This window comes from Psychroserpens luteolus, from assembly GCF_021032705.1.
Classification (GTDB): domain Bacteria; phylum Bacteroidota; class Bacteroidia; order Flavobacteriales; family Flavobacteriaceae; genus Psychroserpens; species Psychroserpens luteolus.
The window spans coordinates 293626-307397 of sequence record NZ_JAHVXI010000001.1 but is presented as its reverse complement, the minus strand read 5'-3'; the positions used below and the strand labels follow the sequence as shown (position 1 = coordinate 307397).

8 protein-coding genes and 1 tRNA gene are annotated in these 13772 nt (G+C 34.6%); 3 read left to right on the top strand and 6 right to left on the bottom strand.

The genetic code is table 11. The annotated features are described in order from the left end of the window. Window positions 1-2 precede the first annotated feature (2 nt). Entirely contained in the window at window positions 3-368 is a 366-nt protein-coding gene (locus KWG70_RS01275) for a BlaI/MecI/CopY family transcriptional regulator (protein ID WP_230934176.1), read from the bottom strand. Window positions 369-494: 126 nt separating this feature from the next. On the opposite strand from KWG70_RS01275, the gene KWG70_RS01270 reads away from it, so the two are divergent. Then, window positions 495-1889 (top strand): M28 family peptidase, encoded by a 1395-nt coding sequence (locus tag KWG70_RS01270; RefSeq protein ID WP_230934175.1) that lies wholly within the window; start codon window positions 495-497, stop codon window positions 1887-1889. A 57-nt stretch (window positions 1890-1946) separates the two neighbouring features. Here the strand turns inward: KWG70_RS01270 and KWG70_RS01265 are convergent, their stop codons facing one another. Continuing rightward, a complete protein-coding gene (locus tag KWG70_RS01265; RefSeq protein ID WP_230934174.1) occupies window positions 1947-3338 on the bottom strand; it encodes a dipeptidase in 1392 nt (463 codons plus the stop codon). 121 nt (window positions 3339-3459) lie between these two features. Between KWG70_RS01265 and KWG70_RS01260 the strand changes: the two genes are divergently transcribed. Beyond that, window positions 3460-3541, top strand: a tRNA-Leu gene (locus KWG70_RS01260). Window positions 3542-3671: 130 nt separating this feature from the next. Here the strand turns inward: KWG70_RS01260 and KWG70_RS01255 are convergent. The 4 genes from KWG70_RS01255 to KWG70_RS01240 form a co-directional block, all read right to left on the bottom strand. Next, entirely contained in the window at window positions 3672-6590 is a 2919-nt protein-coding gene (locus KWG70_RS01255; RefSeq protein WP_230934173.1) for an alpha-amylase family glycosyl hydrolase, read from the bottom strand. An 80-nt stretch (window positions 6591-6670) separates the two neighbouring features. Beyond that, complete coding sequence (locus KWG70_RS01250; protein ID WP_230934172.1) at window positions 6671-7855, bottom strand: SusE domain-containing protein; 1185 nt, start codon at window positions 7853-7855, stop codon at window positions 6671-6673. Window positions 7856-7869: 14 nt separating this feature from the next. Then, window positions 7870-9462, bottom strand: coding sequence for a RagB/SusD family nutrient uptake outer membrane protein (locus tag KWG70_RS01245; protein ID WP_230934171.1), 1593 nt, complete (start codon window positions 9460-9462; stop codon window positions 7870-7872). 42 nt (window positions 9463-9504) lie between these two features. Then, window positions 9505-12402 (bottom strand): SusC/RagA family TonB-linked outer membrane protein, encoded by a 2898-nt coding sequence (locus KWG70_RS01240; RefSeq protein ID WP_230934170.1) that lies wholly within the window; start codon window positions 12400-12402, stop codon window positions 9505-9507. 315 nt (window positions 12403-12717) lie between these two features. Here KWG70_RS01240 and KWG70_RS01235 point away from each other — a divergent pair, with 315 nt between their 5' ends. Beyond that, entirely contained in the window at window positions 12718-13770 is a 1053-nt protein-coding gene (locus KWG70_RS01235) for a LacI family DNA-binding transcriptional regulator (protein WP_230934169.1), read from the top strand. Window positions 13771-13772 lie beyond the last annotated feature (2 nt).

Here is a 13772-nt window from a genome sequence, read left to right as displayed (position 1 = left end):
GACTACTTATTTTTAATTTCGTTATCAATTAGAGCTTTTAAATCTTCTAACTCCTCTTTAGTTAGATCAGTTTCTTTTGTGAAAAACGATGCGAATTGAGATGCACTATCATTAAAAAATGTTTTGATAAGCGCATTTACATGTTTTGAGAAATAGTCTTTCTTTTTTACTAAAGGATAGTATTCGCGGGATTTTCCGTAGAGCTTATAAGCAACAAACCCTTTGCCAATCATTCGTTTTAAAAGCGTAGCAACAGTGGTTGTTGCTGGCTTTGGTTCAGGGTAAGATTCTAGTAAATCTTTCATGAAAGCGGTCTCGAGTTTCCAAAGATATTGCATGAGTTGTTCTTCAGTTTTGGATAATTGCATTGCTCTACGTTTTTAGAATTAACTCTACAAATGTAGAATAAAAAATTGAATTTGCAAAAACCTTTACCTCGTATTTTGCTAAAATCCACTATATTTGATACAAAATCACAAGAAAAAGAGCCCACAATGAAAGTAATTAAAACAACCTTAATCTGCATTTTATTTTGTTCCATTTTGTCCTATGGGCAAAATGTGCAAGACATTATAAATCAGGTCGATATCACTAGATTGACTCAAACACTTAATGAATTTACTGGTGAACAAACAACTACTGTAGATGGTAATACAGTTACAATTTTAAATAGACAACAAGCTAATAATGATTTAGCTGCAGATTATTTAGTAGAACAATTTGAAGCGCTAGATAATCTAACAATTACTGACCAAACGTTCAATACTAATGGACGTAATATCATAGCCACTCAATTAGGAAAAACCAATCCTAATGATATTTATATTGTATGTGCCCATTATGATACTGTTGATGATTATTGTGCTGATGATAATGCCACAGGAACCGCTGCTGTACTTGAAATAGCTAGAATCTTATCTAAGCAATGTTTAGACAATACCATTATTTATGCGTTATGGGATGAAGAAGAAATTGGACTTCGAGGTTCTGCCTTTTTTGCAGACTTAGCCGCTGCAAATGGAGATAATATACTTGGTGTTTTAAATATGGATATGATGGGTTATGATGGAGATAATCCTGGACAACCAGGCGATAATCAGTTTGATATTGACTTTAGAGATATTGCTGGTTCAATCGCTATGAAAAATGATATTGTAACAGTTTTAAATACATACACTTTTGATTTGGAAGTGGTTGAGGTTCCTAACGGTACCACCGCAAGTGACCATGCTAGTTTTTGGTTTGCTGGGACTGCTCCTAGTGATGCTTTTACTGCTGTTTTGGTTGGTGAGTCATGGGAAACTAATGATGAAACACCTTTTTATCATACGTCTGGTGACCGTTTTACCACATTAGATATTCCTTATTATCATGAAATGGTGAAATTAGTCACAGGTTATATGGTGACAAAAGGGAACTTAATTGCTGTCGATAATACTGTATCACAAACAATGACCATGTTAACATCTAATCAATCTTCAGCTTCTTATCAATGGTATAACTGTGATACTGATATGCCAATTTCAGGAGCAACAAATCAGTCTTTTACGCCTACAGCTAATGGTAATTATGCCGTAGAAGTGATTTCAGGGACATGTACAGAACGCAGTGATTGCTTGTCTTTTAATACACTTGGATTAGACTCTTTTTCTGAAGAGGAGGTCAATGTGTTTCCAAATCCTGTAAAAACAGACCTGCATATAGAATCAACAATAGGAAATCAAGATTTACAAATTAACCTCTATGATCTTTCAGGAAAGTTGATTTTAAATACTATATCTTCAAATGAACTGACTAGTTTAAACCTTAAAGATATTCCTCAAGGGATTTATTTCTTAAATGTGTTGTCTTCTGAAAAAACAGGAACATATAAAATAGTAAAAGAATAATGGCATTAGCCATGTCATAAATAAAAAAGCCACCAATACTATTGGTGGCTTTTTTATTTATGACTTACTCAACTCAGTGAAATATTTATAAAACAAAGGGATGGTTTCAATACCCTTAAAATAATTCCAAACTCCAAAATGTTCATTAGGAGAATGAATGGCATCGCTATTTAAACCAAAGCCCATTAATATAGTTTTACTTTTTAATTCTTGTTCAAATAAAGATACAATTGGGATACTTCCACCACTACGTTGAGGTATAGGTGTTTTTCCAAAAGTATCATTATAAGCTTTTGAAGCGGCTTTATACCCAATACTGTCAATAGGTGTAACATAGCCTTGTCCACCATGATGAGGAGATACTTTAACTTTCACACCAGCTGGGGCGATGCTTTCAAAATGAGTTTGGAATAGATTTGTAATGTCTTCCCAATCTTGGTGTGGTACTAATCGCATTGATATTTTAGCAAACGCTTGGCTAGCAATAACTGTTTTAGCACCTTCACCAATATAACCTCCCCAAATACCATTCACATCTAAGGTAGGTCTAATCGAATTACGCTCATTGGTAGTATAGCCTTTTTCACCGTAAACGGCATCAATATCGAGCGCCTTTTTATAGTCTTCTAAAGAGAAAGGAGCTTTAGCCATTTCGGTTCTTTCTTCTTCGGAAAGTTCCTCTACTTTATCATAAAATCCAGGAATGGTAATATGATTATTTTCATCATGTAATGAGGCAATCATTTTAGTAAGGATATTAATTGGGTTCGCTACAGCACCACCATATAAACCTGAATGTAAATCTCTATTTGGACCAGTAACTTCCACTTCAACATAACTTAAACCTCTTAGTCCAGTAGTAATAGATGGGACATCTTGAGCAATCATTCCAGTATCTGAAATTAAGATGACATCATTTTTTAATTTTTCCTGATTGTTTTTAACAAATGTTGAAAGATTGACGCTTCCTACTTCTTCTTCGCCTTCAATCATAAACTTGACATTGCAAGGAAGTTGATTGGTAGATGTCATGAACTCCATAGCTTTTACATGCATATACATTTGACCTTTATCATCGCAAGCACCACGAGCAAAAATAGCACCATCAGGATGTATGTCTGTTTTTTTAATCACAGGCTCATAAGGTGGCGAGTCCCAAAGTTCTAAAGGATCTGCTGGCTGAACATCATAATGACCATAAACCAAAACCGTTGGCAAATTTTCATCAATCATTTTTTCGCCATAAACAATAGGAAATCCGTCAGTTTCACAAATCTCCACAGTATCACAACCTGCATTTTCAAGGCTAATTTTAATAGCTTCAGCAGTTTTGATCACATCATCTTTATAAGCAGAATCTGCGCTTACTGAAGGTATTTTTAATAGTTCAATAAGTTCATTTAGAAATCGGTCTTTATGTTCTTCAATATAGGATTGAATATGTTGCATGAGTCTGTTTTTTTTGAATTCATTCAAAAGTACAAAAACGAGGGTTATTTTTTCCTAATTAAAGTTATTTGAATATTGAAACTATTGTTTATATTTGCATCCCAATATTTATTGGAAAGTTGCAGGCGTGGTGGAATTGGTAGACACGCTAGACTTAGGATCTAGTGCCGCGAGGTGTGTGAGTTCGAGTCTCACCGCCTGTACTTAGTAAAAAAGCCAACTCATATGAGTTGGCTTTTTTGTTTTACGGTTTGAGAATCATTAAAAAAAACCTCCAAAAAAAATTCTTGGAGGTTTTCGACCTAATTCAAATCACTAATTAATCAATTAATATTAAAGTTTAATAAGCTTTGAAGTTAATGTTTGACCATTATCATTTTCAATTTTAACGAGATAGATACTCTGTGTTAAATCAGAAATATCATAAGTATCATTTTCTGTGAAATCTCCTTTAAAAGATTTCACTAGTTTCCCTGTGATATCAAATATTTGTAAACGGTTTAAAGTTTTATTGGTTTTAAACGATGTATTTACTGGGTTTGGATAAATACTGAATGTATTATTTGTGTCAAAGTCTTCAGTACTCAAGGTTACTGGGACATTTCCAAATATTCTAAATTGACCTGGTTCAATAGTTACAGTTGAAGCGCTATAAGTTGTACTTCCTGAATCATCCATCAAGTCAAACCAATTTCCGCCAGTTGGGAAACTGGTGTTTACAGTTTGAGCAACAACATCAAAATTGGCAAGAACAATAACATTTCTTAATTCAGTTGTCGGAAGTGATGTGTCAAAAATGTCAATTCTTGGAGTCAAGTTCCCAGAAGTGATTGTATAATCACCTTCAAAAACAGGTTCGTTTATTTTTAATGCATTAAGTCTTGCCCAATCATTATAAATTTGATTTCTATTGGGATCACTTAACCAGTTTTCGGTCCATTGTGGCTGAGGTTTAGTATCAAGCTTGCAATTTGGATTATTAACGCTACCATCTGGACATGTAAATATCGAATTGTCCATACCTAAAGCTGCAAAATGCCAAATCATTTTTGGACCAGGAACTGTTAAGCTAACTGCACCTAATGCTGACATTCGAGATAAGGCCGTGTTTAAATCTCTCACATTATGAGAACCATTACTATTGTTTCCAAACTCTATGTTTTTGTACATCAAGCGTTCTTCATCATGACTTTCTGGATACCCCATAACACGAGGGCCGTCAAATTGAGATCGTGATTTATGACCAATACCACTAATATTTGTATTTGAGCTAAAGCCCATAGTTAGCTGATTATATGGATCGGTCATTTTTCCCCACATCATGATACCTTTTCCTTCACCAAAACGATAGTTTGCCCATTCTTTTTCTTCATTTTCCTGACCTAAATGTTCAAAAATCACATAATGGTCTGGATCTAATGACCATGAATAATCGGCATATGCTTTTAAGATGTCGACACGATCTTGTTGGTAGCTGTTTGTACAACCTTCGTTATTTTCACAATTTTGAGTAAATCCTTTAGTTAAATCCCAACGGATACCATCAATTTTAAAATCTACAATCCAATGTTTTAAAACACGTTCTACATAATCATTTGTAATTGGATTTGTTGTTTGGTTTGTACTAGCACCTGGGTCATTTGGTTCTTCTTCTGTATGGCTAAAATCTGATCCTACATTGTAGCTATGTTGAGGTGTTTGATTGAAGTAAGGATTTTCACTACTTGGTCCTCCCCAACCATCATTATCCGGATCATCCATCCACATGCGTACCATTGGGCTTCTTCCAAAGGCATGATTTATGGCTAAGTCCAAAATGACAGCAATACCATTTTGATGGCATAGATCAATAAATTCTTTAAACTTGTCTTCCGTTCCGTAGTATTTATCTAATGCCATATGAAATGACGTATTGTAGCCCCAACTTTCATTACCTTCAAATTCCATAACTGGCATTAATTGAATGGCATTGATATTTAAATTTTTGAAATAATCAATTCTGTCAATTAAATCTTGATAGTTTCTATTGCTATCAAAATCTCTAACTAAAACCTCATATACAATTAAATCTTCTTCTTTAGGTTTTTCAAAGTTTGTGACTTGCCAGTTGTAAGGTGTTTGTCCTGTTTGTAAAACAGTAACTTCACGCTCTTGTCCATCAGGATAAACAGGTAAGTTTGGATACGAAGACGCTGGAATGAATGGGTCATCAAAAGGAGATAACACTAAAGTAGAATATGGATCAGCAGTTTTTACCAGAGCAGGAGAATCAGCTACTGGATTTGTATCAAATACCCAATATTGATAGGTTTCGATTTGACCAGGAGTTAAACCAGTAAGTTCTAACCAATACTTTCCTGTACTTGGGTCACGCTTCATAACATCTGCGCTCGTTGGAAGATAGTTATTAAAACTTCCTGCAATTTGAACGAACTCTTTTTTAGGAGCGGTTAATACAAGCGTTGCTTTTGTCTGATCTGCATCATAATTGATGCCGTCTTCGACACCAGCAGGCATTGCTTCTTCTATAACGGTAGATATTACATATACTTCAATAAATGCTTCTCCTGTTTCTGTGGAACTCTGGGGTGATCCAACAAATTTGTATATAGCACTTTCAGTAATATTTTGAATTGTAGTATTACAAGAAGGAAATCCACAAGTACCAGAAACTACTGGAGTGACTTCATCATTCTTAAAAATATCAAAAGAACCTTGAACTGTGGTGGCACCTTGAAATTGAATTGTTGCAGATACAGCCAAGTCATCTCCAGAATTTAAAATGACTACAGAACTTGATGGTTGTGTAATGGTAATAGAGACGCTTCCGATAGGGAAAATAAAGTCATTACAACCATTGGCTTTCAACTCTTGAGTTCCATCAGGATTTCTAAACACCATTCCTATTTGGGTGGCATTATCGGCTTGCGTCTGATTGAGTCCATAATACGATTGTGGCGTGATTGTAATACTGTAAGTTCCATCACCATTATCAGTCATTTCACCAACACCATCATCTTGTCCCCAATTTCCAATAACGCTAAATCCAAAGGCATTCGAATTATCACCTATGCCAGAATGCATATACACTTTTGCAGGACTATTTAATCCATTACAATCACTATCAGTACTATTGATGTCAACAGTTATCGTAACTGGTTGATCTACCTCAATGGCTCCAACATCAAGTGAAACTTGTGCACTTAAAAAAGAAGAGCAAAGTAATAACAAAACATATAATTTTCTTTTCATAGCAAATAAGTTTTTTTAAAAAAAGGCTATGTTATGACATAGCCTTTTTACATATTATAGTATTATTTAATATGAACGAACTACTGAAGTGTAATTGTCTTATTAACAGTATCTATTATTGTATAATATTGGCCAGTTGTTCCAATGAATCTGAAATTATTGTCACCATCCATAGCATCTTCAAAGTTTGAATCGATAACATAACCATCATCAGCAAAGAATGGGAAGTTTTGTCCCGAAGACCAATCTGTAGCTGTTGTAAAGAATCTAAAGTTTGCGTCGCCGTCAGCGGTATAATTTACCCAACCTTCGTAAACACCATTACCTTCACACATTAATTGTACTGGAGTTCCCCAGTCCCAACCAGCATCTGGTAAACCAGCACCTACGGCCCACAATTGATCTAGGTCACATGTACCTTGTGCTGTAGGAGCGTCTAGTGTAATAGTTTTGTTTAAAGCATCAATAGTTAAGAAATATTTACCTGAAGGACCTGTGAATAAGAAATTATTATCACCATCCATCGCGTCTTCAAACATTGGGTCGATTGTATATCCATCGGCAATAAAACCAGGATAGTTAACACCAGAAGACCAATCTGTAGCTACAGTAAAGAATCTGAAGTTTCCATCACCATCAACATTATTTACTAAATCTACATTAACAGTATATACATTAGTTCCAGAACATTTCGCTTCTTGAGGCGTTGCCCAGTCCCAACCAGTAAATTTCACGCCAGCTCCAACCATATAATATTGATCGAAATCACATACTGCTGGTGATACTGTAGTTTCTTCAGGAAGTACAACTGTTAAAGCACTTGAAGGAGAGAAGTTCTCTTCACCATTATCTCCAACAAATGAACGTAATCTAAAATATACTTGTCCTGTATTAGGCGCTTCTGTTTCAGAATCAGCATCTAAACCAGCTTGAGCAGCATAACCTAACATGTCTCCAATGGTAATAGCAATTTCATTTCCAGAAGTTGTTGCTATAACTTCTCCATCAGTAAAATCTCCTATTATAGATTTTTGTAATTCATAAGATACGTTAGTTGGAACAGCTACATCTGCCGAGTTCCAAGTAAAACGCTCACCTAAATTATTTGCAGTTTGTGGTGTTAAAACATATTCAGCCTGAAATGAGTTTGTGAAAACTAAATCAGAATTATTATTGGCTATGAAGACAACGTCATCTTCTGTTTCACAGCTATTAAAACTTAATAAGGCAAAGATGAAAAGGCCTAAAATTGATAATTTTTTCATGTTATTTGTTGTTATTAGTATCCTGGGTTTTGTGTTAAATTGGTGTTTACTCCTAAATCATTAGCAGGAATAGGCATTAGATCTCTAAAAGCTTCGGTAGTTGCTCCGTTAGGAACATTACCTTTCCAAGCCCATATTCCTTGAGTAGAGAATTGACCAAAGCGTATAAGATCTGTTCTACGGTGACATTCCCAATATAATTCTCTAGAACGTTCGTCTAGTATAAAATCGAGAGTTAAATCACCTGCCGTAATATTTCCACTAGTATCTCCATAAGCACGCTCACGTAATTCGTTTACATAGTCAACAGCAGTAGACATGGTTCCACCACCACCTCTAAGCATAGCTTCGGCATACATTAGGTACACATCGGCAAGTCTAAACATTGGAAAATCGATATCAACAAATTCGCCAGTTGAGTCATTTCCTTGGTTTCCATTTACATCGACGTTTCTCCATTTAGTAACAGCATAACCACTTGTAAAAGGACCAATTGCTTCAACTTCTTTAGTTTGTCCATCTGTATAGAATAATGCACGTCCATCTGCAGAATTTTCTTCATCTGGGAATTGTTCTACAAACGTAGGTGTCGTTCTAATTCCGAACCATCCACCATTGATACCAAAATCACTAGCAGGCATTGAACCTCCAACAGGAGCGTGAACTAAAAATGTTGTTCCTCCATATGATTGTGAATTAAGTCCGTCGAAAGGAATTGTAAAAATTACTTCTTCTTGAGCACCATTAGAATTGTTGTCGGCAAGGAATGAATTAATATATGGTCCAGAAGGAATAGAGTATCCAGCTCCAATAATATTGTTAGCATAAGTAATAACCTCTGTGTATCTTGGTGTACCAGTATACACTTCAGAGTTAAGGTACATTTTAGCTAATACCATCCATACAGCCGCTCTATCTGCACGACCATATTCATTTGATCTTGGTGCAGCAATGTCATTCTCTATAGCTAATAATTCAGATTCTATATAATCGAATAAGTCTGCTCTTTGGATTTGTTGAGGTAAAAATGCACCAACATTATCATTTTCAGTAACGAAAGGCATATTTCCAAACACATCCATAGCGTGATAATAAGCTAAGGCTCTTAAAAATCGTGCTTCTACTCTATAATTTTGAATTTCAGCTTGCAACTCGGCACTAACACCTCTATCATTTAGTTTAGCATCAGTTGTTTCTCTTAAAAAGTTATTAACGATAGAGACTTCATACATAAATCTAGAGTAGGCAGCTCTTGTAAATTCGTTACCTGCTGTCCATGTTTGGTAGTTTAAGTTTCTAATACCTCCATCATTCCATCCGATAACGGCTTCATCTGTTGGTAACTCTTGAACTTTCCAAAGAGATCTCAAATATGCCGAAGCACCTTCATCATCAGAAACAATATCAGGAGAACCCGTTGTATTTTGACCAGTTAACCCAAGACCTGCATATAGTTTTGCAAAGGCTTGTCTGTACGCATCAGGACCATCAAAGGCGGCATCACCAATAAGGCGACCGTCTTCTGGTTGTAAATCCAGTTTGTCCTCGCAAGAGTGCAATACTGCAATCATAGCGAATAAAGCTAGGACTAATCTAATTGTTTTCATTTTTAACATAGCTTTGTAGTTTTATATTTATTCATCATTTTTTTAGAAAGAAAAATTAAGTCCAAGTACATAATTTGTAGATCTCGGATAAAAGTTATTATCTATACCACTAGAAATTTCAGGATCTAAACCATCATATTCTGTAATCACAAATAAATTTGTTCCAGTTAATGATAATCTCAATTGTGTTTTTTCGAATGGAATTAAGTATCCAATAGATAAGTTGTCTAATCTTACGAAGTCAGCTCTTTGGATATAAGCATCAGAAAACAATTGCTGATCTCTAAATCCAGTAGTTAATACACTTTGATGTGCATTTGGCTGATAGTTTCCTGCAGCATCTAAAATAGATGCTAAGTTTCCTCTACTTGAAGCTACATTATTGTAAACATAGTTTCCAAAACTTCCTCTAAATGTAAAGCTTAGATCAAAGTTTTTGTAGTTGAAATTGTTAGTGAATCCCATAAACGCATCAGGTGTAGCTTTTTTATAGGCTTGTCTATCTGCAGTTGTAATTTGATTATCACCATTAACATCTACATAAGCACCTTCTATAGCATTTCCGTTAGCATCGTATACTTGTCTAAAAACAAAGAACGTCGACGGATCTAAACCTGGCTTGTATAATTGTATCGTATTACCCGTTCCACCAGAAATACCTCCAACAGGAATTGAAAATTCTGGATCATCAGATAAATTCAATTTAGTAATCTCTCGATCTTGTAATGTAATGTTGAAATTAGCATTCCAGTTTAGATTTTCAGATTTTATGATCTCACCATTTAAACTAAATTCTAAACCTCTACTTACCGTTTCACCAATATTAGTTGTAACTTGATCTGACAGGTTTGAACCAGCAGGCACAGGAACCTGTGCTAATAAATCGGTTGTTTCTCTATAGTATCCATCAATAGTACCTGTTAGTCTATTGTCAAAAAACCCAAAGTCTAATGCAACATTATATTGTGAAGTTTCTTCCCATTTAAGGTCTGCAGCAAAAGCATCTGGTCTTAATGTAGGAACAAATTCATCTCCAAATTGAACCGATACTTGGTTGTTAACAGCTGGAGAATAAATTCCTAAATAACCATAGTTATTATTATTTAATTCTTGCTGACCAGTAACACCCCAACCAGCTCTAAGTTTTAGGTTAGAGAAGAACGATTCTGCAAGGAACTCTTCATTTGATAGTTTCCATCCAATAGAAGCTCCAGGGAAATTACCCCAACGATTATCTGGTCCAAATCTAGAAGAACCATCACGTCTGTAACTTAAAGAGACTAAGTATTTATCTGAAATATCAAAACTAGCTCTTGCAAAATATGACTCAAGTGCATTTCTGTTAATGATTGTTGGTACAGGAGCTAAAGCGCCTTCAGAATTTGTTCTGGTATTTTCATTGAGTTTATAAAACTCTTGGTAAGCATGACCTACAGTAACATCTAGGTCTGTATCTATGGATTGAATATCAGATTTGTAGTTAAAGTAAAAATCTAATGATTTGTTTTTGTCAAATCCACCATACAAATTTGTAGTATTAAAACCGCTAGCATTGTTTGGGTTAGCAACTCTAAACTCGGCACCGTCATTTTCAGAATAATCTATACCTGCATTAAGATTAAAACGCAATCCTTCTAAGAACCAAAATTTGTAATCGATGTTAAAATTGGCAATAGCACGTTTTGTAGTACTTCTGTTTTGGTAGTTATTATTATCTAAATAAAACAATGGATTTACAGGTGCTAAAGGATCTCCTAATTGTGTGTAGTTTCCATCTTGATCAAATATAGATTGTGTCGGATCAAATGCAATAGCGCCACCAATAGATCCTTGGTCAGCGAAGTTGTATTCATCCTTAATTCCTTTAGCAGTTAATGTTAACTTCAAGTCATTATCTAAAAATCTATGAACAAATGCAGTATTGATAGCATTTCTTTCGTAAAGGTCTCCTAATAATGTTCCTTCCTGAGATACATGATTTAAATTTACTCTAAAATTGAAATTCTCGTATCCTTTAGACACTGTTAAGTTATGAATAGCGCCTACACCAGTTGTAAAAATTTCTTCTTGCCAATTGGTATTAGCAGTACCATTTAATGAAGGATCAAATTCTGGATTTGTACTCTGAATATCGATAAATTGATCTGCCGTAAGCACATCTACATAATCATTAACACTTTGTAATGATGCTTTTAAATCATACTCTACAGCCCAAGGCGCGTTTGTTTTACCTTTTTTGGTCGTAATTAAGATAACACCATTTGAAGCTCTAGAACCATAAATAGCAGTTGCAGAAGCATCCTTTAAAACCACAAAATCCTCAATATCAGCAGGATTTATGGCATTCAATGAATTTCTAACACCTTGAACACCTCTTTGGTCTAAAGGTAAACCGTCTACTACAATAAGAGGAGAGTTGTTGGCAGTTAGAGAAGCTCCACCACGAATTCTAATTTCAGATCCTTCACCTGCGGCTCCACCACCAGATGTGATACGAACACCAGCAGCTTTACCAGCTAATAATTGTTCGGGTGCAACAATTGCACCTCTATTAAATTCTTCGTCACCTACTTTCTCAACAGCTCCAGTTGCATCCTGTTTGGTTGTAGAACCATAACCAATTAGAACGACTTCGTCTAATTGACCAGCATCTTGAACTAAGGCTACATTAAGTGGCGATTGTCCTGTGTAAGTGATTTCTTTTGTCTTATATCCTAAATATGAAAATACTAAGATATCTCCTTGACTGACTGTTATTGAATAATTACCATCAAAGTCAGTAGATGCTCCAGTCGTAGTTCCTTTTACAAGAATGTTTACTCCTGGAAGCGGTAATGCGTTAGCTTCATCAGTTACTATACCAGTTACTTTAGCTTGACTAAAGAGAGTTGCTGGTAATAAAAATGTTAGTACTAATAAGCTATTTAAAAATGTCTTCATAAAATATTTTTAAAGTTAGTTGCTTTAGTTAATTGATTTATATTTTCACTTCTGGTGTTAAATCTATGTAAAATTTAGGTGTTTTTTTTGTTATCCCTTTGTATTTGGGCAACGCAAACGTTTTCGTGTTGAAAACTTTTTAGATTTTAACAGTAACTAACTTAAAATGACCAAAAATTATCGAATTTGTAATAAAATAATATCTTTATTGTCAACTTCGGAATATAAAATACATAAATATAGTAAGAAAAACAAATAATTGTTTAACTTAGTTGTAAAAACATTAAACAAAAATTGTTGTTGTAAATCACTCGAATGAAACGAAAAATAACCTTAAAACAAATAGCAAAAGAACTAGACGTTTCTATTTCAACTGTATCAAAAGCATTAAGAAATAGTGTCGAAATAAGTGAAGATACAAGGCAGAAAGTTCAAGCTTTTGCGAAACTCTATAACTACAGGCCAAACAATATTGCACTAAGTTTGAAGAATAGAAAAACAAAAACCATAGGTATTATTATACCTGAGATTGTTCATTATTTTTTTTCAAAGGTGATTACTGGTATTGAACTTGTAGCCAATAAAAGAGGTTATAATGTTATTGTTGGGCTTTCTAATGAATCTTTTGACAAAGAGGTGATTAACATGCAAATGCTTGCTAATGGCAGTATAGATGGTTTTATTTTGTCAATATCAAAGGAAACACTTCAACAACAAGATTATCACCATTTTTTAGAGACTATAAACCAAGGTATGCCAATAGTAATGTTTGACCGTGTCGTTAATGAAATTCCTTGTGATAAAGTTATCGTTGATGATGTTAAAGGAGCAAAAAAAGCGGTTGAAAAACTCGTGTCTAGTGGCTGTAAAAACATAGCTATAATTACTACAAAAGATTATGTTAGTGTAGGTAAGCTTAGAACTCAAGGGTATTTGGAGGCTTTAGAAGATCATAAAATGCATCCTGAAGCATCTATGATATTAAAAATTGAAGATAAATTATTGTCTGATGACGATTTGGATAAATTAGAATCTGAAATTGAGCAATTATTTAAATCCAATAAATCTATTGATGGCATTTTTGCAGTAAATGAGCTTTATGCAGTAACTGCTATCAAAGTAGCGAGAACGTTAGGGTTAGAAATTCCTAAATCGTTACAAGTTGTTAGTTTTACTGATGGTGTGCTCTCCAAACATTCTACACCAAGTCTTACGACTGTGAGTCAGCACGGACAAGAAATCGGCGAAAAAGCTGCCGATTTGTTGATTAACAGATTAGAAATGGACGAAGATAACGAAGAAGAGGAGGAGACCTTTGAAACAGTCGTTATTGAGACTAATCTCATCGAAAGAGAATCGACCAAATAAGA

Coding starts and splice junctions, on each gene's coding strand:
- KWG70_RS01275 (WP_230934176.1), bottom strand. CDS start 368: ATGCAATTATCCAAAACTGAAGAACAACTCATGCAATATCTTTGGAAA.
- KWG70_RS01270 (WP_230934175.1), top strand. CDS start 495: ATGAAAGTAATTAAAACAACCTTAATCTGCATTTTATTTTGTTCCATT.
- KWG70_RS01265 (WP_230934174.1), bottom strand. CDS start 3,338: ATGCAACATATTCAATCCTATATTGAAGAACATAAAGACCGATTTCTA.
- KWG70_RS01255 (WP_230934173.1), bottom strand. CDS start 6,590: ATGAAAAGAAAATTATATGTTTTGTTATTACTTTGCTCTTCTTTTTTA.
- KWG70_RS01250 (WP_230934172.1), bottom strand. CDS start 7,855: ATGAAAAAATTATCAATTTTAGGCCTTTTCATCTTTGCCTTATTAAGT.
- KWG70_RS01245 (WP_230934171.1), bottom strand. CDS start 9,462: ATGAAAACAATTAGATTAGTCCTAGCTTTATTCGCTATGATTGCAGTA.
- KWG70_RS01240 (WP_230934170.1), bottom strand. CDS start 12,402: ATGAAGACATTTTTAAATAGCTTATTAGTACTAACATTTTTATTACCA.
- KWG70_RS01235 (WP_230934169.1), top strand. CDS start 12,718: ATGAAACGAAAAATAACCTTAAAACAAATAGCAAAAGAACTAGACGTT.